We start from the raw sequence: 23,626 nt of genomic DNA on the forward strand, positions 1-23,626 counted from the left end.
ACTCCCAACAAGAGTAATCATCCTGAGGCATGCCGTTTGCATGACCTTTCCTTGACAAGCGAATCTTAACCAGAAAACCGTGGCGTTGTCAGAGGAGCCGGCCGGGATGCCAAACACGAATGTGAAGTTGATGAGTTTTTTGGGCCGGGTTGCCAGCGCAATTCTTGTGGCATTTCTAGCAGGTTTTGACGGGAGGGTAACAACAGCGCGAGCGGAACAAATTTCGGGCGGCGTTGTCAGGATCGGCGTCATCAATGATGCGTCCGGTCCGCTTGCTGATGCGACTGGTTCGGGAGGGCTCGTCGCCGCTAAAATGGCCGTCGACGATTTCCATAAAGGCCACCCGAATATAGCAGTAGAAGTGGCGTACGCGGACCACCAGAACAAGCCGGATGTCGGGGTCGCAATCGTGCGCAAATGGTTCGAAACCGACGGCGTCGACGTCATTGCCGACGTGGGCAATTCGGCGGTCGGCCTCGCACTCCAAAACCTGATCCGCGACAAGAACAAGATCGCTATTTACACTGCGGTCGCAACGACAGAATTGACCGGAAAGCAGTGCACGAAAACCGGCTTCGCCTGGCTCCACGATGCTTTCACGCTGGTCGCCGGACCGATCCGAACCCTTGTGGCGCAGGGGCAAGACACATGGTTTTTCGTGGCGGCCGATTACGCCTTTGGAAAGAACATGGTGTCAGAATCGCAACGCATCCTGGCGAGCGTCGGCGGAAAATCTCTTGGTGCAGTCTATCACCCGATGGCGAATACCGACTACAGCTCGTTTCTGCTTCAAGCCCAAAGCTCGGGTGCCAAGGTGGTCGCCTTCGCGAATACCGGCGACCAGGTCGTTAATTCAATGAAGCAGTGGAAAGAATTCGGGATGGACGACGGCAAGCAGCGGCCTGTTGCCGAACTGTTGTGGTTGACCGACGTCCATAGCATGGGGCTCGATATAGCGGGAGGTCTCACCTCAATCGTTGCCTGGTATTGGGGGCTGAACGATGAAACCAGAGCGTTCGGTCATCGCTTCTTCGAATTACATCATAGAATGCCCACAGCGCCCCAGGCAGCCCTCTACTCCGGCCTCTCGCATTACCTGAAAGGCGTCGCGGCGACAGGATCAGACGACACCGATACCGTCGCGGCATGGATGCGCGAGAACGCGGTCGACGATTTCTACGCGCGAGGCTCCAAACTCCGGGTGGACGGGAAGCTCATCCACGACTTCTACCTTTTCGAGGTCAAGAAAAAGTCCGAAGTGATGGAGCCCTGGGACTATTACAAAATCATTCGCCGTATTCCAGCCGGGGAAGCGTTCTCTCCGCTCGAACAGAGCGAGTGTCCTCTCGTCACCCCAGCGAGGTAGTCCGCTCCAGAGGGCACAGCAGACACGAGCTCGTCGGATTTATCAGTACACGCTCTAATTCCCCGGCTCGAACGTGCAGTCGGCGCCGCCGCCGGCATTTTCCTTGATCACCTTCGGATCGAGCGTGCAGCTTAGCTTGGTCAGGCCCTCGAAGATCGTCCCCGCCGCGCCGTCGGAGGGCACGCCGGCCAGCGCCTCGGTGGCGAAGATCTCGTTGGCTGCGCGGCCCTTCACGGTGCTTGTGTGGCTGCCGAAGGTCAGCTCGCAGGAGCGTGATGTGATCGCTACATTGCTGGCGCGGCAGAGGATCTTGTCCGCGGTTACGGTTATCTTCTTCGTGTACGGGACATTGCTGTTGCCGGCGAAGAACGCGGCGACCGCCTTCTTCTCCGCCGCCGGCAGCGGCGAAAAGGGCGCGACCACACCGGCGAGCGCCAGCGCCACCGAGCCCGAAGTGGTCGCGGGCGCGGCCGAGGCGGCGGAGACGGAGGCCACCACAAGCGAAAGGATGAGGGTAGCGGATCTTCCAGATGTCATCATGTCCTCCTCTGGTCCGGACGATGGTCCAATGCACGGACATGACCGGTAACACATCCCGCAATTGCGAATGGTGAACTGGCTCATACGCTGTCGTGACGTCGCCGTGACCGGCATCGCCGGGGAGGCCGGCAATTGACTCAATCTTTGCGGGATGTACTCTCCGGCTCAACAAGACGAGGCCTGTCCAAACCAAGGATAGGAGCAGGGAGGGCGCCATGAGCTGGTTACGGCTGGTTTGCTGTTCTGTTGCGATCCTGGGTCTGTTGTGTTCCGGACGGCCGGTTCTCGCCGAAGACACCATCAAGCTCGCTTACACCGATCCGTTCTCGGGCCCGTTCGCCTCGGGGGGCGACGAGTTCCTCAAGGTCTTCCAGTTCATCATTGCGCGAAAGAACGCTGCCGGTGGGGCGCTGGGCCAGAAGTTCGAGCTCGTTCCGTTCGACGACAAATTGCAGCCGGCCGAAGCGCTGATCGCGCTCAAGAGCATGACCGACCAGAACATCCCGTTCGTCATGCACTGCACCGGGTCCAATGTCGGCTCGGCGCTGATCGACGCGGTGTCGAAGCACAACGCGCGCAACCCTGACAACCGCATCCTGTATCTGAACTGCGGCGCGCTCGCCACCGAACTGACCAACGAGCAATGCGACTTCTGGCACTTCCGGTTTGCCGGCAGCGTCGACATGCGGGCGGCGGCGCGGATCAAGTCGCTGCCGGCCGATCTGAAGAAGGTTTATCTGCTCAACCAGGACTATCTGTTCGGCCAGTCGATCCAGCATGATACCAAGAAATGGCTGGCGAAGCTGCGTCCCGATATCGAGATCGTCGGCGATGAGCTGATGCCGTTCGGCAAGGTGCAGGATTTCTCGTCCTACGTCGCCAAGATCAAGGCGTCCGGCGCGCAGAGCGTCGTCACCGGCAATTACAACCGCGACCTCAACCTGTTGATCAAGGCATCGGTCGACGCCGGTCTCGACGTGCGCTTCGACACTTATTTGTCGCATCTGATCGGCGGCCCGACCGCGATCGGCTCGGCCGGCGAAAACCGCCTGACCTCGGTGATGGAATTCAACGGCAACGTCGCCGTCGACCAGAAGAGCGCCGACGCCGAGAAGCTTGCCAGCGACTGGCGGGCCAACCACGCAACCGACTTCTCGACGCTCAACTTCCTCACCATGATCGATATGCTGACCAATGCGATCAACAAGGTGGGCTCGACCGATCCCTTGAAGGTGGCGCTCGCGCTCGAGGACATGCATGTGAAGGACCTGGTCGGCCAGGACAACATCATGCGCAAGGAAGATCATCAGCTGCTGATGCCGTATTACGCGGGTGTTTTCAGCAAGGATGTGAAGTTCGACTCGGAACATACCGGCTTCGGTTGGAAGAACATCATGACGGCAACCGCCGCCGATCTGACCTTGCCGACGATCTGCAAGATGAAGCGCCCGGAATAGCCGGGCGGAAGGGGCGGCGAAACCGGGGGCGCAATCATGGAGATCGTCCTCGTTTCGCTGTTCAACGGCCTGGTCTACGGCATGCTGCTGTTCATGCTGGCGAGTGGGCTGACGCTGATCTTCAGCATGATGGGCGTGCTCAATTTCGCCCATGCCAGCATCTACATGATCGGCGCTTATCTCGCCTTCACCGTCAGTCAGCTGATCGGCTTCTTTCCCGCGCTGATCGTCGCGCCGCTGCTGTGCGCGCTGATCGGCGCGGCGATCGAGGTCTGGGGGCTGCGGCGGGTGCACCATAACGGCCACATCGCCGAGTTGCTGTTCACCTTCGGCCTCGTGTTCATCATCCAGCGCGGCGTGCAGATGATATGGGGTATGCTGCCGATGGCCTACCGCGTGCCGCCGAGCCTCGATTTTCCGCTGTTCACGGTCTATGGCGCCAACTTCCCGGCCTATCGCGGCTTCATGCTGCTGGTCTCGGTCGGCATGCTGCTCGCCACCTGGGTGCTGCTGAAGAAGACCCGCGTCGGCCTGATCATCCAGGCGGCGCTGACCCATCCGCAGATGGCGAGCGCGCTCGGCCACGACGTGCCGCGCGTCTTCACCATCGTGTTCGCCGGCGGCTGCCTGCTTGCCGGTCTCGCCGGCGTGATCGGCGGCAATTATCAGACCACCGAACCCGGCATGGCGGACGCGATGGGGCCGATCGTCTTTGTCGTGGTCGTGTTCGGCGGCCTCGGCTCGCTGCTGGGCTGCTTCATCGCCTCGATCCTGATGGGGCTGATCCAGACCTTTGCCGTCGTCATCAATTACTCGCTGTTCGACCTGGTCAAGCCGCTCGGCGTGACGCTGCCGGGGGACAATCTGTTCACGGAAATCCTGACCATGCCAGTGGCGCGGATCGGCGCGCTGCTGCCGTTCGCGCTCATGATCATCATGCTGCTGTTCCGCCCGCGCGGCCTGATGGGAACGCGCGACACATGAACGGCAGATGGGGTCAGAGCTGGGTCTGGATCGTCACGCTGATAGCGGCGATCGCCGCACCTTGGGTGTTCTTCAACACCAGCACCGGCCGCCAGTCAGGCTTCGTGCTGTCGATGCTGAGCCAGATGGGCATGATGAGCATCCTGGCCCTGTCCTATAACATGCTGCTCGGGCAGGCCGGCCTGTTCTCGCTGTGCCACGCCACCTTCTTCGGCATCGGCGGCTACGCGACCGTGCATTTCCTCACCATGGCGGGCGCCGGCAGCCTGCCGCTGCCGATCGAACTGATTCCATTTCTGTCGGGTCTGTGCGGGCTCGGCCTGGCGATCGTCTTCGGCTACATGGCGACCAAGCAGCGCGCCACGGCGTTTGCGATGATCACGCTCGGCATCGGCGAACTGATGACGACGGCGGCGTTGAGCTTTCATCACTTCTTTGGCGGCGAAGGCGGCGTCAATACCAATCGCATGATCGATCACAGCCTGTTCGGGCTGAAATATGCCTCCAGCATCCAGGTCTATTATCTGATCCTGGCCTGGACGCTGATCGCTGCGCTGGCGATGTTCTTCCTGACCCAGACTCCGCTCGGGCGGATGGCGAACGCGACGCGCGACAATTTCGAGCGCGCGCAGTTCATGGGATACGACCCGCGCATCGTGCGCTTCCTGCAGTTCGCGCTGTCAGGATTTTTCGCCGGTATCGGCGGTGGTCTCTACGCCATCACCTATGAGATCGTCACCTTCGACGCGCTCGCCGCGCCGTTGTCAGCGAATGCGCTGCTGATGGCCTATATCGGCGGCACCGGCGTGTTCGGCGGCCCGATCCTCGGCGCGGTCCTGATCACCCTGCTGCAGAGCGGCGTCAGCCTGATGTCCAATTCCTGGCTGGTCTATGTCGGCGTGCTCTTCATCGGCATGGTGATCTTCGCGCCGCAGGGCATGATGGGCCTCGTGATGGCGCACCGGCCGATCGTCCGCGCCGGGCAGTTCGGCCGGCTCGCGATGCCCTATGCGCGGGTGATCGTGCCTGGTCTTCTGACGTTGCTCGGTTTCGTTGCCCTGGTGGAACTAACCTCGTTTTTGACCATCGGTGCGGCCCAGGGCAAGACGCTGGTGCTGTTCGGCCGCAAGATCGACGTCCACGCCGTGCTGCCGTGGTCGGCCGCAACCATCAGCCTGCTCGGCGGGATGGCGTGGCTGCGGATCGAAGCGCGGTCGTTCCGGCAGGTCTGGGACGGACTGATGGCCGAGCTCAAGCCGCGGCGGAGCGCGGCATGACCGAGACCGCGCTCAGCCTGCGCAACCTGACCAAGGCGTTTGGACCGACCGAGATCATCCGTGGCGTCAATCTCGACATCGCAAAGGGAGAACGCCACGCCATCATCGGTCCGAACGGCGCCGGCAAGACCACGCTCTTCAACCTGATCAGCGGCCGTTTTCCGTCGTCGTCGGGCGAGATCCTGCTCAACGGCGTCAGGGTCGACGAATTGCCGCCGCACCGGATCAACCGGATGGGCCTGTCGCGGAGCTTTCAGATCACCTCGATCTTCCACCGCCTGTCGGTGTTCGAGAACCTTCGCTGCGCGCTGCTCTGGAGCATGGGTTATCGCTATTCGTTCTGGACGGCGCTGGGGATGCAACGCGCGCTGAACGAACGCACCGATCGGATGCTGGAAGAGCTCAACCTTGCCACGCGGCGCGATACCGCCGCGGGCCTGTTGTCTTACGCCGATCAACGCGCACTCGAGATCGGCATGACCATCGCGGGCGGCGCGTCCGTCATCCTGCTCGACGAACCGACCGCCGGCATGAGCAACACCGAGACCGACAACGCCGTCGAACTGATCCGTCGCGTCTCCGAAGGCAAGACCTTGGTGATGGTGGAGCACGACATGAAGGTGGTGTTCGATCTCGCCGACGTGATCACGGTGCTGGTCTATGGCCAGGTCATCGCGTCGGGGCCGCCTGCGGCGGTGCGTGCCGATCCGGCGGTGCAGGAAGCCTATCTCGGCCGGCTCGCCGCATGATCCTCGAAGTCAACAATCTTCACGCTTACTATGGCCAGAGCCACATTCTGCACGGCGTGGATATCAATGTCGGTGACGGCGAGATCGTCAGCCTGCTGGGACGCAATGGCGTCGGGCGCTCGACCGTCTGCAAGGCGATCATGGGCCTGGTTCCGGCGCAGGGCAGCATCAAATTCAAGGGCCGCGACATCACCGGCCTGCGGCCGAACCAGGTAGCGCATGGCGGCATCGGCTACGTGCCGGAAGACCGGCAGATCTTTCCGACGCTGACGGTGCGGCAAAATCTCGAGCTCGGGCTGAAGCGCGCGAGCAAATTCGGCCGCTGGAATTTCGCCGACGTGTACCGGCTGTTTCCCAATCTGGAAGCGCGGCAGGATATCGCGGCCGGGCTGCTCTCCGGCGGCGAGCAGCAAATGCTGACGATGTGCCGTACGCTGATGGGCGATCCCGACTTGATCCTGATCGACGAGCCGACCGAGGGACTCGCGCCAAAGCTGGTCGAGCAGGTCGGCGGCCTGCTGGAGGAGATCTCCCGACGCGGCGTGTCCATCCTGCTGGTCGAACAGAAGCTGGCGATTGCGCTGAAGATCTCGGTGCGGCTCTACGTGATGGGCCACGGCCGGATCGTGTTTCGGGGCACCCCAGCCGATTTCGGCGAGAATTCCGCGGTGCGCAAGGAGTGGCTGGAGGTTTAGGCAGTGGCTGGAGGCTCCAGCGAATAGCTGTTCCGCGGCTTGTGTCCTTGCGCTTCCAGGCCCACGGCGGCACATTCGGCCAGCGGCTCGAAACAGCCGCCAAAAAGCAAAGCCTGAGGAAACCTCGATGGCGGCCATGCGCATCGACTGCGACATCCATCCCGCGGTGGGGGGGACGCGCACCACGCTGCTGCCCTATCTCAACGACCACTGGAAGGAACAGGTGGTCAGCCGCGCCATCGACGGTCTCGATCTCAACTCCTATCCGCCGTCGATGCCGCTGAGCGGCCGCGCCGACTGGCGGCCGTCCGACGGAAGCAAGCCCGGCAGCGATCTCGCCATGGTGCAGCGCGGCGCATTCGACCAGCTCGGCGCCAGCCATGCGATCTGCAACGTCGTCTATGGCGCGCAGGCGGTGTTCGATCCCTATATGGCGGCCGACTTCTGCAAGGCGATCAACGATTGGATCGCGGCGGAGTGGCTGTCGAAAGACAAGCGGCTGCGCGCCTCGATCGTGGTGCCGATCCAGGCGCCTGATCTGGCCGTCGAGGAGATCGAGCGCAGGGCCGGCGACAACCGCTTCGTCTCCGTGCTGGTGCTGTCGCAGGGTGAGATGCTGCTCGGGCGGCGGCACTACTGGCCGATCTATCAAGCCGCGGAGAAGTACAAGCTTCCGATCGCGATCCATGCCGGCAGCGCCTACCGGGGTGCGCCAAGTTCGATCGGCTGGCCGTCCTATCGCTATGAATATTATCTGGCGGAAGCGCAGGCGTTTCAGGCGCAGACCCTGAGCCTGATCTATGAGGGCGTGTTCGGCAAGTTTCCGGGGCTGAAGGTCGTGCTGATGGAGTCAGGCGTGAGCTGGCTGCCAGCCTTCATGTGGCGCGCCAACAAGACCTGGCGCGGCGTGCGCGTCGAGGTGCCCTGGGTCGAACGCGAGCCGGCCTCCATCATCCGCGACCATTTCCGCGTCACCATGCAGCCGTTCGACGGCCCGCCGGATGCGACCGGTGTCGAAGATATCATCGACCAGATCGGCTCGGACAAGATGTTCCTGTTCGCGTCAGATTATCCGCACTGGCAGTTCGACGGCGACGACCCGATCCCGCCGCATCTGCCGAAAAGCATCGTCACGCGGATGTGCGAAGACAATCCGCTGGAAACCTTTCCGCGCTTGAAGCTCAACTCTTGATCCAAGGAGGATCGCATGAGTGATGTCATCGACCGCCCGATGCTGGAAACTGAGAAAACCGCCGCGACGCGCTTGCGGATCATCGACTGCGATATCCATCCGAGCATCCGTTCGCACGATGACCTCAACGAATTCCTGCCAAAACGCTGGCAGCAGCATCTGAAGGAATATGGCAGCCATCTGCGGACGCCCTATATCGGCACCACGCCCTATCCGCGCTCTTCGCCGCTGATCGCGCGGCGCGATGCCTGGCCGCCGACCGGCGGGGTGCCAGGCTCCGACCTCGATTTCATGCGCAAGCAGCATCTCGATCCCTTTGACGTCGAGTTCGGCATTTTACAGGTGCTCGACCTCTTCATCTTCTCGCAGCAGAATCTGGAATTCGGCGCCGCGATCCAGCGCGCCATCAACGACTGGCAGCTGGCGTTCTGGGCGCACCGCGATCCGAGGCTGAAGGCCTCGATCCTGATCGGGCAGGACGGCAGCGACCTCGGCCTCGCCGAGATTGAGCGTTGTGCCAAAACAGGCGAATACGTCCAGATCAACGTCTCGCCGCGCGCCAACGAGCCGCTCGGGCGCCGCGGCTACTGGCCGATCTATGCGCGTGCGCAAGAGCTCGACCTGCCTCTCGGCATCCATGTCGGCGGCTATGGCGGGCACGCGCCGACCGGCGGCGGCTGGCCGTCCTACTATTGCGAGGAGCATCAGTCCAACGCGCATACGATGGCGTCGATGCTCACGAGCCTCGTGCTCGAAGGCGTCCCCGAACGCTTCCCGAAGCTGAAGATCGTGTTCATCGAGGGCGGTTTTGGCTGGATCCCATCGGCGATGTGGCGGATGGACCAGCATTTCGAGCGCTTCCGCAGCGAGGTGCCGCATCTCAAGCGCAAGCCGAGTGAATATGTGAAGGAGCATTTCTGGTTCACGACGCAGCCGATCGACGAGCCGGATGAAGCAAAGCACCTGCGTTCGCTGATCGAATGGGTCGGCATCGATCGCCTGCTGTTTTCGTCGGACTATCCGCACTGGGACTATGACGATGCGCGCTTTGCCTTCAAGACGCCGCTGACCGAGATCGAGCGGCGCAAGATCTTCAACAGCAACGCGCGCGCGGTCTACAAGTTCTGACCATGACCCGTCACATCGTCGCGCGCACCAGCGAGATTCCGGCCGGCGGCAACAAGGTGTTCGGCGTCGACGGGCGCGACATCGTCGTGTTCCACGTTAACGGCGAATTCTTCGCGCTGCTCAATCGCTGCCCGCATGAGGGCGCACCGCTGGAGAAGGCCGCTTGCGTGGCGCGGCTCACTTCGCCGGAGCCCGGCATCTATAAGCGCGACCGCGTTGGCGAGATGCTGCGCTGTCCGTGGCACGGCTGGGAATTCGACATGCGCAACGGCCAGTCCTGGTTCGATCCGAGCCGGTTCAGGATCCGCTCCTATCCGGTCGCGGTCGAAAGCGGTGAGGAATTGCAGAAGGGACCTTATGTGGCCGAGACGTTTCCGGTGCACGTCGAGGACAATTACGTGATTGTGGAAGTCTAGGGGCACGGGCTGATGACCCGGCGCCGACCCGGCTTCGTTGTCACGACGTCACGGAATGCATTATATCGTTGTCAGCCGCATGCATCCTGCCTCGACCGGAGGGTATCGTGAAAACCTACCAGCTTTTCGTCAACGGCCAGTATGTCGACCCCGCCAACGGCGAATGGTTCGACACGATTGATCCCTATCGCGGCGAGGCCTGGGCGAAGATTCCGCGCGGATCCGCCGCCGATGCCGACAAGGCGGTGAAGGCCGCCAACGAGGCGATGTGGCGCGGTCCCTGGTCGAAGATGACGGCGTCGGCGCGCGGCAAGGCGATGCGCAAGCTCGGCGACCTCGTCGCCGCGAATGTCGAGCGTCTCGCCGAGATCGAGGTGCGCGACAACGGCAAGCTGATGGCCGAGATGCTGGGCCAGGTGCGCTACCATTCGGAATGGTGGTGGTATTTCGGCGGGCTGGTTGACAAGCTCGAAGGCGGCCTGGTGCCGATCGACAAGCCGGATACCTTTGCCTACACGACGCATGAGCCGGTCGGCGTCGTTGCCGCGCTCACCGCCTGGAATTCGCCGCTGCTGTTCGTCGCCTGGAAATGCGCAGCCGCGCTTGCCGCTGGCTGTGCCGTCGTCGTCAAGCCGTCGGAATTCACCTCTGCCAGCACGCTGGAGTTCGCCGCGCTGACCAAGGAGGCCGGGATTCCCGATGGCATCTTCAACGTGGTCACCGGTTTCGGACCCGAGGCCGGGTCCGCGCTGATCTCGCATCCTGGGGTCGCCAAGATCACCTTCACCGGATCCGATACGACGGGCGCGAAGGTCTACGAGACCGCGGCGAAGAGCCTGAAGCGCGTGTCGCTCGAGCTCGGCGGAAAGTCCCCCAACATCGTCTTCGAGGATGCAGATCTGACCGCCGCCGCGGCGGGCGCGATCTCCGGCATCTTCGCAGCGACGGGGCAGACCTGCATCGCCGGATCGCGCCTGCTGGTGCAGAACTCGATCAAGGACAAGTTCGTCGAACGCGTTCTGGAGCTGGCGCGGACCGCCAAGATCGGCGATCCGATGCTATCAGGCACCAATGTCGGCCCGATCACCACGCCTGCGCAGTACAAGAAGGTGCTCGACTACATCGACATTGCCAAAGCCGAAGGCGCGCGCTGCCTGCTCGGCGGCAAGCCGGCCTCGGGCGACGGCATCATCGGCGGCCAGTTTGTCGAGCCGACGATCTTCACCGATGTCGACAACTCGATGCGGATCGCGCGTGAGGAAGTGTTCGGGCCGGTGCTCTCGATCATCGGCTTCGACACCGAGGACGATGCCGTTCGGATCGCCAACGACACCATCTATGGCCTTGCCGCCGGCATCTGGACCAAGGATCTCGCCCGCGCCATCCGCGTGCCGAAACAACTTCGCGCCGGCACCGTGTGGGTGAACACCTATCGCGCGATCAGCTACATGATGCCGTTCGGCGGCATGAAGTATTCGGGTGTCGGGCGCGAGAGCGGCATCGATGCGGTCCGCGAGTACCTCGAGACCAAGAGCGTGTGGATCTCGACTGCCCAGGACGTTCCGGCCAACCCGTTCGTCATGCGCTGATCGACCACGAAGCCGCCCCCTCAAAGGGGCGGCTTCACCGCGCGGAGTTCGTGGTCTGAGTTGCCCTCGAAGTCCTCGTCATGGCCATATTGTTGCGGTAACTGCAATAATGAAGTGTCGATTCCGACAGTTATCATTACGACTGCAATGAGCCATCTTCAGGTCGCGGATCGGGAATGACCCCGTCCACGATCTCGGGAACGGCATCATGAAGCTCTATCACTATCCCTTGTCGGGCCACGCGCATCGCGCGCGCCTGTTCATGTCGCTGCTGGGAATTCCGCACGAACTGATCGAAGTCGACCTGAGGTCGGGTGCGCACAAGACCCCCGAATTCCTCGCGCTCAATTCCTTCGGCCAGGTTCCGGTGCTGGACGACAGCGGCACGATCATCTCCGATTCCAACGCGATCCTGGTTTACCTCGCGACCAAGCTCGGCCGAACCGACTGGCTGCCCACGGATGCGAAGGGCGCCGCCGCTGTCCAGCGTTGGCTGTCGGTAGCCGCCGGGGATGTGGCATTTGGCCCCGCCGCGGCGCGGCTCGTCACCGTGTTCGGCGCGAAGTTCAATCCGGAGGATGTGATCGGCCGCGCGCATGTCCTGCTCAAGCGGCTCGAAGCCCATCTTGCCGACCGCGAATGGTTGGCCGGCGCGGGGCCGACGATCGCGGATGTCGCGCTCTACAGTTATCTGTCCAGTGCGCCTGAAGGCAATGTCGATCTGTCGCCATATCCTCGCGTCAACGCGCTGCTGCGCCGGATCGAAGCGCTGCCGGGCTTCGTGCCCTTCGCCAAGACCGCGGTCGGTCTGGCGGCTGCCGCATGACGCGCTGACCGGACGCGCCGTTGGGCGCGCCCGTCCAACCCCGAAGGGGAGGGCGAGACGATGAGCGACAGGCGATCGAAAACCAGGTTGGCGACTTGGCATGCCGGGGAAAAGGCGATCCAGCAGAAGGTCGGTGTTTCCGAACGGATGCTGGCCGTAGGCGAGCGGGCCGTGCGGGACTTCATGCCGGACCAGCACCGCGAATTCTACGCCCAGATTCCTTTCATCGTGTTGGGCAGCGTCGACCGCAGCAGCGACGCTTGGGCTACCTTGATGGCGGGCAGGCCGGGCTTCATCTCGTCACCGACACCGCGGAGCCTCGAGATCGATGCGAAGCCCGACCCCACCGATCCCGCGAGCGAGGGTACGCTAGTGGGCGACGCCATTGGCCTGTTGGGAATCGAGCTGCACACAAGGCGCCGCAACCGCGCGAACGGGATGCTTCGCGCGTCAGTTGGCGAAGCGCTCAGTTTCGACCTCGATCAGAGCTTTGGAAATTGTCCGCAGTACATCCAATTGCGGGATTTCAGGTTCGTGCGCGAGCCGAGCGAGGCCTTCACGGGGCAGGTCGAGGAGAACTCCGGTCTTGATCAAGCCGCGCGCGACATGATCAAGGCGGCCGACACGTTCTTCGTCGCGTCCTACACCGAGCGCAAGGATCGTCGCCAGGTCGACGTCTCGCATCGCGGCGGCAATGCGGGGTTCGTCCGGGTCGGCGACGACGGCACGCTGACGATTCCCGATTTTGCCGGCAATCTGTTCTTCAACACGCTCGGCAACATCCTGCTGAACGGCAAGGCCGGGCTGGTGTTCGTCGATTTCGAAACCGGCGACCTGCTGCAGATGACCGGCGATGCCGAGGTGATGCTGGATTCACCTGAGATCGCGGCGTTTCAGGGCGCCGAACGGCTCTGGAGTTTCCGCGCCCGTCGTGTGGTGCGGAGGCGGGGCGCGCTGCCGCTGCGCTGGGCTTTCCGGAGTGACGGCTGGTCGCCGAACGCACTGATGACCGGCGACTGGGCGCAGGCCGCCGACCGGATCCGGGCAGCCGAGCTTGCGACGCAGTGGCGTCCGTTCAAGGTGACAAAGATCGTCGATGAGAGCACCTCGATCCGTTCGTTCCATCTGCAACCGGATGACGGGGCCGGGCTGCTTCCACACGATGCGGGACAGCATCTGCCGATCCGCCTGTCACTATCAGGGACGGACAAGCCGGTGATCCGGACCTATACGTTGTCGGTTGCGCCGTCGGACGGAATGTACCGCATCAGCGTGAAGCGCGACGGTCTGGTGTCGCAGCATCTCCACGACAGGATCGCGGTCGGCGACATCATCGAGGCGCGCGCGCCGAGCGGCGCCTTCACGATCGATGCGCGCGAGAAGCGGCCCGCAGTGCTGCTGGCCGGCGGCGTCGGCATCACACCGATGCTCGCGATGCTGCACCATGTGGTTTACGAGGGGCTGCGTACTCGCGGCATCCGGCCGACGATCCTGGTCCAGGCGGCGCATTCCAAGCAGGACCGTGCCTTCGGCAATGAATTACAGCAGCTCGCTGATGCCGCCGGTGGCGCTATCAGGATCATCCGCGTGCTCAGCAATGTCGATGGCGCCGAGGAAGGCCTCGACTACGACGCCGCGGGGCGGATCGACATGACGCTGCTGTCGCGCCTGTTGCCGTTCAACGACTACGACTTTTACCTGTGCGGTCCGCCGCAGTTCACGCAATCGCTCTATGATGGCTTGCGGAACTACAACATTGCGGACAACAGGATTCACGCCGAAGCGTTCGGTCCCTCATCGCTGGTGAGAAAGACCGATGTGGCCACGGCCGCACCGCCGCGCCGGCCGCCCGCGACCAGGCCGGTCCCGGTGGCCTTCACGACTTCGTTGAAGGAGGCGCGCTGGACTCCGGAGTCCGGAACGCTGCTCGAACTGGCTGAAGCGCGCGGCCTCAGCCCCGCGTTCAGTTGCCGGGCGGGGAGTTGCGGATCGTGTCGAACCAAATTGCTGGCGGGCGACGTGACCTATGTGAAGGAGCCCACCGCCGCGGTGGCCGATGATGAAGTGCTGATCTGCTGCGCCGTGCCGGCGAAGTCGGAAGCTGACGGCGAGGATCGGATCCAGCTCGCGCTTTGATCGGCCGCCCCAGCCGGTGGCTCGACGACCAAGTAGACGGCTTTCACTTGCTCCGAATTCGGAGCCCGGCACCCGACCGCCGTCAATCCGGCATGCACGACCAATGATCGTGCCGTTGTGCCTTGAGGCGCACGCAAACTATCGCTACCACTGCAACCAGATGCGGGGCTTGAGGGGACCGCCGGTGGAGACCGGTTCGGCTCGCGGGCCTGTTGAACGGCGTTTCAACGCATTGGAGAAAGGACGTTTCTCATGAATGACACGATCGCGGAGCTCGAGCAGCTCCTGATGCAGCGTTCGCTCACCGATCCGCAGCTTCTGGCTGCGGCGGAAGCGGCGCCCGACTTCCGGATCCTGCCGGACGCTACAGTGATCAAGATCGGCGGACAGAGCGTCATCGATCGGGGCCGCGCCGCGGTTTATCCGCTGGTTGATGAGATCGTCGCGGCCCGCAAGGCCCACAAGATGCTGATCGGGACCGGAGCCGGCACGCGGGCCCGGCATCTCTACTCGATCGCGGCCGGGCTTCGCCTACCGGCCGGCGTGCTCTCGCAACTCGGCGCCTCGGTCGCCGATCAGAATGCCGCGATGCTGGGGCAACTTCTTGCCAGGCACGGCATCTCCGCCGTCAGCGGCGCCGCGCTCTCGGCTGTGCCGCTCTACCTGGCCGAGGTGCACGCCGTCATCTTCAGCGGCATGCCGCCCTATGGCCTCTGGATGCGTCCCGCGGCCGAAGGCGTCATCCCGCCCTACCGTACCGACGCCGGTTGCTTCCTCGTGGCCGAGCAGTTCGGCTGCAAGGCGATGATCTATGTGAAGGACGAAAACGGCCTCTACACCGCGAACCCGAAGACCACGAAGGATGCGACCTTCATCCCGAAGATCTCGGTGGCCGAGATGAAGGCCAAGGGATTGCAGGATTCCATCCTGGAATTCCCGGTGCTCGATCTGCTCGCCTCGGCGCGCCACGTGCGCGAGGTGCAGGTCGTGAACGGCCTCGTTCCCGGCAATCTGACCCGCGCGCTCGCGGGTGAGCATGTCGGCACCATCATCACCGCGAGCTAGAGAGAGACATCATGGCTGACACCAACCAGATCAAGCATGTCGCTTCGCCGCTCGCGCGCCAGACCCTGCTCGACGGCGATCTCACCCGCCCTGTCGCAGGTAGCCGCCCGATCCGGCTTCTCCCCTGGCTGCAGGTCGTGAAGATCGGTGGCCGCCTGATGGATCGCGGCCACGAAGCGATCCTGCCGCTTGTCGACGAGCTGCGGACGCTGCTACCTGAGCACCGGCTGCTGATCCTGACCGGCGCCGGCATCCGCGCCCGCCATCTCTACAGCGTCGGCCTCGATCTCGGACTGCCGGTCGGGTCGCTTGCGCCGCTGGCGGCCAGCGAGGCCGGGCAGAACGGCCATATCCTTGCGAGCCTGCTCGCGCCGGAGGGCGTCTCTTACATCGAGCACCCCACCATCGCGAGCCAGCTCGCCGTTCATTTGTCCGCGGCCCGCGCGGTCGTGGGCAGCGCCTTTCCGCCCTATCATCACCATGAGTTCCCGAACTCGCGCATCCCGCTCCACCGCGCCGATACCGGCGCGTTCCTGCTCGCCGACGCGCTGGGCGCTGCCGGGCTCACGATCGTGGAGGATGTCGATGGGGTGTTTACCGCCGATCCCAATGGTCCCGACGGCAAGAATGCCCAGTTGCTCCGCGAGACCAGTGCCGCTGACCTTGCGAAGCACAAGGGCACGCTGCCGCTCGATCCCGCGCTTCTCGATGTCATGGCGAATGCACGCCACATCGCGCGCGTGCAGGTCGTGAATGGCCTCGTTCCCGGCCGCCTCACCGCGGCGCTGCGCGGCCAGCACGTCGGGTCGATCATTCACACCGCCGCACGCCCGGCCTAAGCCCCCGATTGGGGTAGAACCGTCGCGTGCCATCAATCCCGGCACGCGGCGGAGCGCATCGCTCGACAAGCAGTGTCGGAGACGGCGCGAAATCGATTATTTGATCGTCGCGTGCACCGTGATGACCGAGGTGCCCGACGCCTTCGGCCCTTGGCCCGTTGCCTTGACGGCGAACGTGTCGCTTCCCTTGTATTTGGCCTTCGCCGTGTATTCGAAGGTCGATGCGTTGACCTTCTTCAGCTTGCCGTGCTCCGGCTTTTGCGAAATCGCTGAATCGGTCACCGTGCCGCGTATCCCGATTGGCAACAGGCAACTTTCCCCGGATTTGACGTCGATGTCGCCGGTCGAATTCTCGCCCCAATCCGCCAGCGTCGCCGATGTGGAACAGTCGGGCGCGGGCGCGGCGCGCGCTAAAGACGCTGGCAACAGTCCGGCAACTCCAACGATCAGCGCCAAAGCGGCGACCCTGGACACAAGCGCAGCCAAAATACTCGTTCTCATGCAAGATCCCGTGACCAATGCCGCCCCTTACAAAGCTGACGCTGCGCGAGAATCTTGCAGCGCGCGTGCGCTGTAGGCAAGGGCTTTGATCAAAAGGTGTCTTCGTCGTCAATCGCGCCGCGATATGATCGAGCTGCAACGACTCAGTGCGCGACGGGAGTGGATGTCCAATGGGTGAAAGTATCGACGGTCAGGCAAGTGCTCAGCAGACCGGGTTTGCGGGTGTCACGCGCAAGCTTCTCGAACGTCTTGCATTGCCCGGCGATCATCGGGAGCTTGTCGTGGTCGAGGTGACCTATCCACCCGGTGGCGTCGCTCCGCTGCATCGGCATCCCGTTGGCGGCGTGATCTTCATCGTCGAAGGTGTTGCCGAGTCTGCTTATGGCAGCGATGATCCGCGGCAGTATCGGGCAGGTGAGACCTTGCAGGATCGCGCCGATATCCCACACACGCTGTTTCGCAATTGCGATCCGGAACGCCCGCTGCGCTTTCTGACCATCTACGCGCTCGAAGCTGGCCGCTCCTACACGATGGAGCCGTGAGGTCAGAGTGCTTCCGGCCGCGGACGACCCGATCGCATCAGCGTCGCTTCTGTTCAGTCCATCATGAGTTTGATCTGGCCGCCTTCAATGGTTCCCGCCGCAAGAGCGTCGCGAGCCATCTTTTCGATGGTCGGCCAATTTGTGAGAAGGTACTTGTGCGCCTGTGCCTTCGTCGGGAAGGTGGTTTGCAGAACGCAGTCCTGCCGCGCGTTTCCATTCGCAATCTGAAAAGATACAGCTTGGGGCCCCTCGATCATTTCTTGTTCGGTGGGGTTGGGAAGCTTGCGCATGCTGCTCCTTCACGAAAAATCTCGCGCTCGTCGCGCGTGGAATTCGGTCGGCCGGGCCGCAAGGCCTAGTCGGCGTCGGCGGCTCCAGCCGCGATCTTTTTGGCTTTCGCCGGGCGCTGCGACGCCTGCTCGGGGTTGGGCGTGTTGCGCACAGCCTCGGTCAGCATCTCGCGCAATTCAGCCTTGGTCCTGGGTGGTTCTCGTTTGCCGGATTTCTGCCAGTTTGCCATCCACCCCATATGGGGATGCCCAAGGCAAAATGCTACCGTTGGCCTGGCAGCAGAAATTGACGCGGCAATGCCGCGTGGCGGTATCAGATCGTTCTCACTTTCGATGACTTTGCAGTTCTCGGGTGTTTTGCCCCGCCGTGACTGTCCCGGTTGCGCTTCTTCGACGCCAATCCCGCCAAATGCGTCCCGGTCCCGCGGTGACCTGCATATTCCTGGCCGTCGATCGGTGCCAGATGCGCCGGATCCCTGTCGAGATAGGGGCGCCCGATCCCAAACTCCTTGCCATGTGCATCGATCCATTTCCAGAGCCGCTCCGAGGCCACCCATCGCTCGTCGCGTGTCGCGCCATCGACGCTGACGACGTCGGCGGCAAGCCCATGGCCGTAGCCGCCGCGGAGGCTGCCGCCATGGTAGGACCGGTTGCTGGCCGCTGCGAGGCCGCTTGCAATCGATTGGCGGTAGTCATCGCGGAATGCGCTGGTGATGCCGGGCGACAGGCCGGCCTGCTCCGCCGCGTAAAGCACATGGAAAAGCTTCAGCTTGAAGCTCGGGGTCACGCCGCCGATGACGTAGTCCATCATGGGCATGCCGGCTCTTGCGGCCGCCTTCGGATCCTTCCAGGCGAAATCCTCATCGACAAGCCTGGTGATCGTTCTGGTGACAGTCACCATTTTGCCTCTCTTCTTGACCTCCACCTGGCTTTGCTCCGGCACCTTGATGCTGTCCTCCTTGGGCGCGCGCTGATAGAGCGCCCACAGGTATCGGTCGACGCAGGCGGCCACGACCCAGCACTCGTCGAGAATTTCGACGGAGTTGAGCGCCTTGTTGGCATCGCGAGGCGCGGGATCCGGGGTGCTTGCGGTCGACACTTGCAGCGGCTCCGCCGCGGGCAGCAGGACTTGCGCAGGATCGGTCAATGCGGTCTCGACCGTCGCTTCCGCCTTGTCCGAGGTCGTCGTCGTCACGGCGGTTGCCGCCGGCTCTGGTCCGTCCGTGGCTTTCGTATCAGCGCTGCCGGCAGCGACGCTGTCCATCGTGGCTGGCTGTGGTGCGACCGGTTCGGCGACGACAATTGGGGTAGGGTGGTCGACGATCGGTGCAGCAGCATTCTCGATACCGGCTGAACCATGAGCGAGCCACGCGACAATCGCGCTCGGGAGAGCGATCGCTCCGAACAACGCCGCCGCCCTCATTCGCCGCGAGTTCATCATCCCAGCCTCCAAAGCTCCTCGTAAATGGTCCCTCGGAAAGGCTCTTTCGGAGCCGGATTGCACAGCCAAGCATGCGACGCCACGGATGGTGGGATCACGATATGGACAGGCAATGGCGGAAAATGCAGCTCGTCAAGCTTCCCGACGAGTGTTGCCCGAATGCATCGTGGATAAGCGCTATTCTTTTTTCGCCGTCAGCCCGTCGATCATCGCCCGCGTCAGGGTCGCGATCTCGTTGCGCAGTGCGGGAAGCGGCACCGCGATCAGCTTCTGCTCCAGCCCAAGCGCGACCATGCCGTGCACGGCGGAGAACAGGCTGCGCGCGGTGACGCCGAGCTGTGTGGCTGAGCGCTGCGGGAACAGCGCGGCGAGCGGCTTGTAGATGTGGCGGAACAATTCCATCTGCTCGCTGACAGCCCAATCCGGCACCGGCTTGCCCGGCTGCATGCGGTGCTCGAACAGCGCGCGCCACAGTTCGAGATTCTCCGCCGCGAAGTCGCAATAGGCGACCGCGATCCGCACCAACATCTCGCGTTGGCTGGCTGAGCCGCCGATCTCGGCCAGCGACAGCGACGCGTCCAGCCGCGCCAGCGTGCGCGAGCCGACGCGCAGGATCAGCTCGTCGACATCCTCGACCAAATTATAGACGCCGCCATTGGCGACGCCGATTTCCTGCGCCAGTTCGCGCGTTTTCAGGCCGCCCAAGCCTTTTGCCGCAATCGCGCGTTCGGCGGCCTCGATCAGTGCTTCGCGCAGTTTGGCGCGTCTTTCCAATGCCTTGGACATGATTTACCTGCCATTAATGAAATTCTTGAGCGATGCTCAAATATTTCTTGAGCAATGTTCAGAACGTGCTACACCAGATTCATGAGCGATGCTCATAGCAGGGAGTGACCAAATGTTCAAAACTGTTTTGACGATTTTCCGCGGCATCGTGGCCGCAGCCGAGGAAGAACTGGAAGACCGCACGGCGCTCGTCGTCCTCGACCAGCAGGTGCGCGACGCCGCGGCCGCCGTGGACCGCTCGAAGCGGACGCTGGCGCTCGCCATCGCCGGCGACCAGCAGGAGGGCCGGCGGCTCGAGACCACCAACAGCCGGATCGCCGATCTCGAGGTCCGCGCGACCGCAGCGATCGAGGGCGGCCGCGAGGATCTCGCCCGCGAAGCGGCGCAGGCGATCGCCAATCTCGAGGCCGAGCGCGATGCCGCGATGACCGCCCGCGCACTGTTCGCCTCGGAGATCTCGCGGCTGAAGCGCCACGTCGCCAATGCGGAAGCGCGCATCTCCGAACTCGACCGCGGCCGCCGGCTGGCGCGTGCCTCGGAGGCGGTGCGCTCGCTGCGCCGTAGCGGCATCGAGGCGGCGCGTCCCTACGAGTCGACGCTGCCGGAGGCGGAAGCCACGCTGAAGCGGCTGCGCGAACGGCAGATGGAAGCCCAGGCCGCCGACGACGCGCTGTTCGAGATCGACGCGGCCTCGGGGCCGCTCACGACCGCCGAGAAGCTCGCCGAGCAGGGCTTCGGCCCGCGCATGAAATCGACCGCCGACGACGTGCTGGCGCGGCTGAAAGCCAGGCGCCCGCCCGCTGCTTAGTTCCAAACCTGAACCCTCATCAAACCTCGTATCATCAAGGAGAGTACCATGAACCAGAATATCCAACCCCACAGCGGTGCCTGGGTCACCTTCACCTACGCGTCCTTCGCGGCCTCCGCCTTCCTCGTCGCCATCGGCGTGTTCTTCCTGCCGGTCAGTATCTGGATGCAGGGCTATCTCACCATGGGCATCGTGATGCTGGTCCAGACCTGCATCACGTTGACCAAGACGGTGCGCGACGTGCACGAGAGCGGCAAGCTGGTGAATCGCATCGAGGACGCCAAGGCCGAGCGCCTGCTGATGGAAGTCTCCAAGGCGGCTTGAGCCGGAATCAAAGGAAGCGGCGGGTGTTCCTCACCCGCCGCTTTGCAGGGGTAAGTGGCCCGCCGTCATTGCGAGGAGCGAAGCGACGAAGCAATCCATCGCTCCGTAAGCTCGGTGACAATGGATTGCTTCGCTTCGCTCGCAATGACGTGGATGGTTCTCGGTCTGTCGGGATAAACTTGTCCTGTTTCCGGAACGGCTCGTTTACCCTGCGACAAACGGCGTCAGCTGGCGCTCATCGCGCTTTAACAGGCTGACGTGCACAAATCGCGCCGATCACGGGCAGGACACATGGCGTCATCGGACAACGGCACTCCGGCATCGCGCGCGGCCAACGGTTTTGCGAAGGTGCGTGCGGTTCTCGACCGCCTGGCCGGCCATGCAGGCTTCTGGCTGAAGGCGCTGTCGCAGCCGACCATCGATCTCACGCTGCGCACCCAGGCCGGCCAGCGCACCCGCATCGTCGAATCGCCCGGCCTGTCGCTGCCGAAAGCCGAGCTTGATGAACTGGTCGTGCAATTGCGCAGCGTCGCCGCCAAGACGCTGCCGCAGGAGAGCCTGACCTACGGCATTTTCTCGGGCGAACCCGAACGCTTGTCGCGCGTCGTCGTCACCTTGATTTGCGAGGAGGAGAGCGGGCGTCCGATCGCCTTCAACGCGCTCTCGCTGATGGATGTCGTGCTCGACGGCGAGCCGACCGAAGTCACTCATCTCGGCCTTGTGATGGTCGACCCTGATGTGCGCGGGCAGGGGCTGTCCTGGGTGCTCTACGGCCTGACCGCGCTGGTGCTGTTCGCGCGCGATGGGCTGCGGCCGAAATGGATCTCCAATGTCACCCAGGTTCCCTCAGTGGTCGGTATGGTCAGCGACACCTTTTCCGACGTCTACCCGTCGCCGCTGCCGGACGCGCGGCAGAGCTTTGCGCATCTGCAGCTCGCTCGCGGCATCATGGCGCGTCATCGCGCGGTGTTCGGGGTCGGCGCGGAGGCCGGCTTCGACGAGGCGCGCTCTGTCATCACCAACGCCTATACCGGCGGCTCGGATGCGCTGAAGAAGACCTTTGAGATCGCGCCCAAGCATCGCAACGCCGTTTACAACGAGTTTTGCGAGCGCGAGCTCGACTATGACCGCGGCGACGACGTGCTGCAGCTCGGCCGCATCGATCTCGCCGGCGCGCGCCGCTATCTCACAAGCGAGGTCCCGCATGGCTCGTTGCCGGCATTGCTGGCGGCCTCTGGGGTGCTGGCGTTGCAGCGGCTGGTGCTGCCGGTCGTCTACTGGTTGGACGATACCCGCGCCTTCGGCACGTTGCGGCCGCGCAGACACGATCCCGAACCGACAGGCAGCAAATGACCTCGGGCGTGATCGCCGATTCCATCGTCAATCTCTGCGGCGCCATCGGGTTGGCGGTGGCGATGATGACGTTCTACCGGCGCGATCCCAGTAGCCCGCTGACCCGCCGCCTGCTGATCGCCCTTGGCGTGATTGCGATCCTGTTCCTCGATCGCGGGCTGGCGTGGTGGACCGGCAGCGTGGTGCTCGATCGCCTCTCGGTGATCCCGGCCTCGCTGATCCCGCTCGGCGCTTTGATCGTCACCGAGGGCATTTTGCGGCGTCACGCGCCGCGCGCCGTCAAGATCGCAGCACTTGGCGGCGGCGTCCTGCTCGGTCTCGGCGGCACGTTCGGGCTGCAACGCTTCGCGATGCCCTATGCAATCACGCTGGCGCTGTTCCAGCTATTGGGCTTCGCCACCTGCGCGCTTCTGCTGGCGACGCGCGACCGTGCGGCGCTGATGGCCTCGGAAAACCGCAGCATCGGGCGGCTGGCGGTCGGCGCGCTGGTGGTGATCCCGTTCATCCTCACCGATTTCCGCACGCTGTTTCCGGATATCCCAGTTCGGCTCGGCGCACTCGGCGCGCTGCTCACGGTGACCGTGATGCTGATCGCGGGCGGCGGCGCCGAGACGCGCCGGCACGGGCTTGCGATGATGGCGCTGCGGCTGATCAGCTCGGGCCTGCTTGGCTTCGCCGCCGCCTTCATGGCTGAAGATGTCGATGCCGCGCAGATCATCCGCTTCGTTGCGGTTGCGATCGCCGGCGTGCTCACCATCGGCCTGATGACCGACACGCTGCGGGCGCTGTTCGAATCGCAGGAGCCGGGCGTGCTCAATTCGGTTGCCGCTTCACCGGCGCAAACCCGGGATCAGCTAATCGCCGAGCTGGCGCGCCACCCGATCTTCGAAAGCGCGCGCAGATTCCGTGAAAGCGAGCTGGCGCTTTACGATCCGCCGCTGTTGCGCGATTTCCTGGCGGCCGAAGCGTTTTCGAGCGAAGTGGATACCGGTTCGCGTGAAGAAAACGCGTCAAAACAAGAATCTGGAGCTCCGTTCCGATTCCATCGGAACGGAAATAGCTCCAGGCGGGTGCTGCGCCGGTCCGATGCGCCGTGGGGGCTCGCGGCCACCGAGCCCGCGGTCGAGCGCATGGTTTCGCTGATGACGGCCAACAGCGCCAGCCATGTCATCGTGCTGGCGCATGATCCGCTCGACCTGATCGTGCTGGCGGTGCCGGTCACCGCCGCCGACCCCGCCACCGAAACCGCGCTGGCGCTGGTGCGGCGGCTCCTGGCGCTGACTCCGGAGGCCAAATGACGCTGCGTGCTGCCGTTTGACCCG

General features: G+C 63.6%; 25 protein-coding genes. 19 read left to right on the plus strand and 6 right to left on the minus strand.

Translation table 11 applies throughout. From position 1 onward, the window contains the following. Window positions 1–106 precede the first annotated feature (106 nt). A complete protein-coding gene (locus UP10_RS24750; RefSeq protein WP_245321837.1) occupies window positions 107–1,366 on the plus strand; it encodes an ABC transporter substrate-binding protein in 1,260 nt (419 codons plus the stop codon). 54 nt (window positions 1,367–1,420) lie between these two features. Here UP10_RS24750 and UP10_RS24755 read toward each other — a convergent pair whose 3' ends face one another. After that, entirely contained in the window at window positions 1,421–1,903 is a 483-nt protein-coding gene (locus UP10_RS24755) for a hypothetical protein (protein WP_044590101.1), read from the minus strand. A 218-nt stretch (window positions 1,904–2,121) separates the two neighbouring features. Here UP10_RS24755 and UP10_RS24760 point away from each other — a divergent pair, with 218 nt between their 5' ends. The 13 genes from UP10_RS24760 (at window position 2,122) to UP10_RS24820 (ending at window position 16,259) form a co-directional block, all read left to right on the plus strand. Beyond that, window positions 2,122–3,363: a branched-chain amino acid ABC transporter substrate-binding protein gene (locus UP10_RS24760; RefSeq protein ID WP_044589817.1), complete on the plus strand. Its 1,242-nt coding sequence runs from the start codon at window positions 2,122–2,124 to the stop codon at window positions 3,361–3,363. A 33-nt stretch (window positions 3,364–3,396) separates the two neighbouring features. Continuing rightward, on the plus strand, window positions 3,397–4,347 hold the full coding sequence (locus UP10_RS24765) for a branched-chain amino acid ABC transporter permease (protein ID WP_197086899.1): 951 nt from the start codon (window positions 3,397–3,399) through the stop codon (window positions 4,345–4,347). Continuing rightward, entirely contained in the window at window positions 4,344–5,624 is a 1,281-nt protein-coding gene (locus tag UP10_RS24770; RefSeq protein ID WP_044589819.1) for a branched-chain amino acid ABC transporter permease, read from the plus strand. Before UP10_RS24765 ends, UP10_RS24770 begins: the two co-directional genes overlap by 4 nt. Continuing rightward, on the plus strand, window positions 5,621–6,373 hold the full coding sequence (locus tag UP10_RS24775) for an ABC transporter ATP-binding protein (protein WP_044589820.1): 753 nt from the start codon (window positions 5,621–5,623) through the stop codon (window positions 6,371–6,373). Before UP10_RS24770 ends, UP10_RS24775 begins: the two co-directional genes overlap by 4 nt. Next, a complete protein-coding gene (locus UP10_RS24780; protein ID WP_044590102.1) occupies window positions 6,373–7,068 on the plus strand; it encodes an ABC transporter ATP-binding protein in 696 nt (231 codons plus the stop codon). The genes UP10_RS24775 and UP10_RS24780 overlap by 1 nt, the downstream gene beginning before the upstream one ends. A 127-nt stretch (window positions 7,069–7,195) precedes the next feature. Continuing rightward, window positions 7,196–8,260 (plus strand): amidohydrolase family protein, encoded by a 1,065-nt coding sequence (locus UP10_RS24785; RefSeq protein ID WP_044589821.1) that lies wholly within the window; start codon window positions 7,196–7,198, stop codon window positions 8,258–8,260. Between the two features lie 15 nt (window positions 8,261–8,275). After that, window positions 8,276–9,388, plus strand: coding sequence for an amidohydrolase family protein (locus UP10_RS24790; protein WP_044589822.1), 1,113 nt, complete (start codon window positions 8,276–8,278; stop codon window positions 9,386–9,388). A gap of 2 nt (window positions 9,389–9,390) precedes the next feature. Next, on the plus strand, window positions 9,391–9,804 hold the full coding sequence (locus tag UP10_RS24795) for a Rieske (2Fe-2S) protein (protein ID WP_044589823.1): 414 nt from the start codon (window positions 9,391–9,393) through the stop codon (window positions 9,802–9,804). 107 nt (window positions 9,805–9,911) lie between these two features. After that, complete coding sequence (locus tag UP10_RS24800; protein WP_044589824.1) at window positions 9,912–11,393, plus strand: aldehyde dehydrogenase; 1,482 nt, start codon at window positions 9,912–9,914, stop codon at window positions 11,391–11,393. Between the two features lie 208 nt (window positions 11,394–11,601). Next, entirely contained in the window at window positions 11,602–12,219 is a 618-nt protein-coding gene (locus UP10_RS24805) for a glutathione S-transferase family protein (protein ID WP_044589825.1), read from the plus strand. Window positions 12,220–12,279: 60 nt separating this feature from the next. Beyond that, entirely contained in the window at window positions 12,280–14,355 is a 2,076-nt protein-coding gene (locus tag UP10_RS24810; protein WP_044589826.1) for a 2Fe-2S iron-sulfur cluster-binding protein, read from the plus strand. Between the two features lie 252 nt (window positions 14,356–14,607). Then, window positions 14,608–15,420, plus strand: coding sequence for an amino acid kinase family protein (locus UP10_RS24815; RefSeq protein ID WP_044589827.1), 813 nt, complete (start codon window positions 14,608–14,610; stop codon window positions 15,418–15,420). Between the two features lie 11 nt (window positions 15,421–15,431). Beyond that, entirely contained in the window at window positions 15,432–16,259 is an 828-nt protein-coding gene (locus UP10_RS24820) for an amino acid kinase family protein (protein WP_044589828.1), read from the plus strand. Window positions 16,260–16,355: 96 nt separating this feature from the next. Here UP10_RS24820 and UP10_RS24825 read toward each other — a convergent pair whose 3' ends face one another. Then, complete coding sequence (locus UP10_RS24825; protein WP_245321839.1) at window positions 16,356–16,760, minus strand: hypothetical protein; 405 nt, start codon at window positions 16,758–16,760, stop codon at window positions 16,356–16,358. 170 nt (window positions 16,761–16,930) lie between these two features. Between UP10_RS24825 and UP10_RS24830 the strand changes: the two genes are divergently transcribed. Continuing rightward, complete coding sequence (locus tag UP10_RS24830; protein ID WP_044589829.1) at window positions 16,931–17,302, plus strand: cupin domain-containing protein; 372 nt, start codon at window positions 16,931–16,933, stop codon at window positions 17,300–17,302. A gap of 53 nt (window positions 17,303–17,355) precedes the next feature. On the opposite strand, the gene UP10_RS24835 is transcribed toward UP10_RS24830, so the two are convergent. The 4 genes from UP10_RS24835 to UP10_RS24845 all read right to left on the minus strand — a co-directional run bounded on the left by UP10_RS24835 (window position 17,356) and on the right by UP10_RS24845 (window position 19,819). Beyond that, complete coding sequence (locus tag UP10_RS24835; protein WP_044538790.1) at window positions 17,356–17,592, minus strand: hypothetical protein; 237 nt, start codon at window positions 17,590–17,592, stop codon at window positions 17,356–17,358. A 65-nt stretch (window positions 17,593–17,657) separates the two neighbouring features. Beyond that, complete coding sequence (locus UP10_RS44525) at window positions 17,658–17,831, minus strand: hypothetical protein (protein WP_156164595.1); 174 nt, start codon at window positions 17,829–17,831, stop codon at window positions 17,658–17,660. A gap of 74 nt (window positions 17,832–17,905) precedes the next feature. Further along, window positions 17,906–19,030 (minus strand): hypothetical protein, encoded by a 1,125-nt coding sequence (locus UP10_RS45950; RefSeq protein WP_044590104.1) that lies wholly within the window; start codon window positions 19,028–19,030, stop codon window positions 17,906–17,908. Between the two features lie 180 nt (window positions 19,031–19,210). Further along, entirely contained in the window at window positions 19,211–19,819 is a 609-nt protein-coding gene (locus UP10_RS24845) for a TetR/AcrR family transcriptional regulator (RefSeq protein WP_044589830.1), read from the minus strand. Between the two features lie 112 nt (window positions 19,820–19,931). On the opposite strand from UP10_RS24845, the gene UP10_RS24850 reads away from it, so the two are divergent. From UP10_RS24850 to UP10_RS24865, 4 genes are all read left to right on the plus strand, one after another. Then, window positions 19,932–20,627, plus strand: a complete 696-nt coding sequence (locus UP10_RS24850; RefSeq protein ID WP_044589831.1) for a PspA/IM30 family protein — start codon at window positions 19,932–19,934, stop codon at window positions 20,625–20,627. Between the two features lie 48 nt (window positions 20,628–20,675). After that, window positions 20,676–20,951 carry a YiaA/YiaB family inner membrane protein gene (locus UP10_RS24855; RefSeq protein WP_044589832.1) on the plus strand — a complete coding sequence of 92 codons (276 nt, stop codon included), beginning with the start codon at window positions 20,676–20,678 and terminating at the stop codon, window positions 20,949–20,951. 291 nt (window positions 20,952–21,242) lie between these two features. Further along, entirely contained in the window at window positions 21,243–22,304 is a 1,062-nt protein-coding gene (locus tag UP10_RS24860; RefSeq protein ID WP_197086896.1) for a GNAT family N-acetyltransferase, read from the plus strand. After that, window positions 22,301–23,602, plus strand: a complete 1,302-nt coding sequence (locus UP10_RS24865) for a hypothetical protein (RefSeq protein ID WP_044589833.1) — start codon at window positions 22,301–22,303, stop codon at window positions 23,600–23,602. Before UP10_RS24860 ends, UP10_RS24865 begins: the two co-directional genes overlap by 4 nt. The last annotated feature ends 24 nt before the right edge of the window (window positions 23,603–23,626 follow it).

It is taken from the genome of Bradyrhizobium sp. LTSPM299 (assembly GCF_000938235.1).
GTDB lineage: Bacteria > Pseudomonadota > Alphaproteobacteria > Rhizobiales > Xanthobacteraceae > Bradyrhizobium.

What these genes read in the sequence shown, in the direction of transcription:
- UP10_RS24860 (WP_197086896.1), top strand. Translation starts at nt 21,243, where the DNA reads ATGGCGTCATCGGACAACGGCACTCCGGCATCGCGCGCGGCCAACGGT.
- UP10_RS24855 (WP_044589832.1), top strand. Translation starts at nt 20,676, where the DNA reads ATGAACCAGAATATCCAACCCCACAGCGGTGCCTGGGTCACCTTCACC.
- UP10_RS24820 (WP_044589828.1), top strand. Translation starts at nt 15,432, where the DNA reads ATGGCTGACACCAACCAGATCAAGCATGTCGCTTCGCCGCTCGCGCGC.
- UP10_RS24850 (WP_044589831.1), top strand. Translation starts at nt 19,932, where the DNA reads ATGTTCAAAACTGTTTTGACGATTTTCCGCGGCATCGTGGCCGCAGCC.
- UP10_RS24755 (WP_044590101.1), bottom strand. Translation starts at nt 1,903, where the DNA reads ATGACATCTGGAAGATCCGCTACCCTCATCCTTTCGCTTGTGGTGGCC.
- UP10_RS24835 (WP_044538790.1), bottom strand. Translation starts at nt 17,592, where the DNA reads ATGCGCAAGCTTCCCAACCCCACCGAACAAGAAATGATCGAGGGGCCC.
- UP10_RS24825 (WP_245321839.1), bottom strand. Translation starts at nt 16,760, where the DNA reads ATGAGAACGAGTATTTTGGCTGCGCTTGTGTCCAGGGTCGCCGCTTTG.
- UP10_RS24810 (WP_044589826.1), top strand. Translation starts at nt 12,280, where the DNA reads ATGAGCGACAGGCGATCGAAAACCAGGTTGGCGACTTGGCATGCCGGG.
- UP10_RS24790 (WP_044589822.1), top strand. Translation starts at nt 8,276, where the DNA reads ATGAGTGATGTCATCGACCGCCCGATGCTGGAAACTGAGAAAACCGCC.
- UP10_RS24750 (WP_245321837.1), top strand. Translation starts at nt 107, where the DNA reads ATGCCAAACACGAATGTGAAGTTGATGAGTTTTTTGGGCCGGGTTGCC.
- UP10_RS24775 (WP_044589820.1), top strand. Translation starts at nt 5,621, where the DNA reads ATGACCGAGACCGCGCTCAGCCTGCGCAACCTGACCAAGGCGTTTGGA.
- UP10_RS24845 (WP_044589830.1), bottom strand. Translation starts at nt 19,819, where the DNA reads ATGTCCAAGGCATTGGAAAGACGCGCCAAACTGCGCGAAGCACTGATC.
- UP10_RS24785 (WP_044589821.1), top strand. Translation starts at nt 7,196, where the DNA reads ATGGCGGCCATGCGCATCGACTGCGACATCCATCCCGCGGTGGGGGGG.
- UP10_RS24805 (WP_044589825.1), top strand. Translation starts at nt 11,602, where the DNA reads ATGAAGCTCTATCACTATCCCTTGTCGGGCCACGCGCATCGCGCGCGC.
- UP10_RS24760 (WP_044589817.1), top strand. Translation starts at nt 2,122, where the DNA reads ATGAGCTGGTTACGGCTGGTTTGCTGTTCTGTTGCGATCCTGGGTCTG.
- UP10_RS24830 (WP_044589829.1), top strand. Translation starts at nt 16,931, where the DNA reads ATGGGTGAAAGTATCGACGGTCAGGCAAGTGCTCAGCAGACCGGGTTT.
- UP10_RS45950 (WP_044590104.1), bottom strand. Translation starts at nt 19,030, where the DNA reads ATGAACTCGCGGCGAATGAGGGCGGCGGCGTTGTTCGGAGCGATCGCT.
- UP10_RS24770 (WP_044589819.1), top strand. Translation starts at nt 4,344, where the DNA reads ATGAACGGCAGATGGGGTCAGAGCTGGGTCTGGATCGTCACGCTGATA.
- UP10_RS24815 (WP_044589827.1), top strand. Translation starts at nt 14,608, where the DNA reads ATGAATGACACGATCGCGGAGCTCGAGCAGCTCCTGATGCAGCGTTCG.
- UP10_RS24865 (WP_044589833.1), top strand. Translation starts at nt 22,301, where the DNA reads ATGACCTCGGGCGTGATCGCCGATTCCATCGTCAATCTCTGCGGCGCC.
- UP10_RS24795 (WP_044589823.1), top strand. Translation starts at nt 9,391, where the DNA reads ATGACCCGTCACATCGTCGCGCGCACCAGCGAGATTCCGGCCGGCGGC.
- UP10_RS44525 (WP_156164595.1), bottom strand. Translation starts at nt 17,831, where the DNA reads ATGGGGTGGATGGCAAACTGGCAGAAATCCGGCAAACGAGAACCACCC.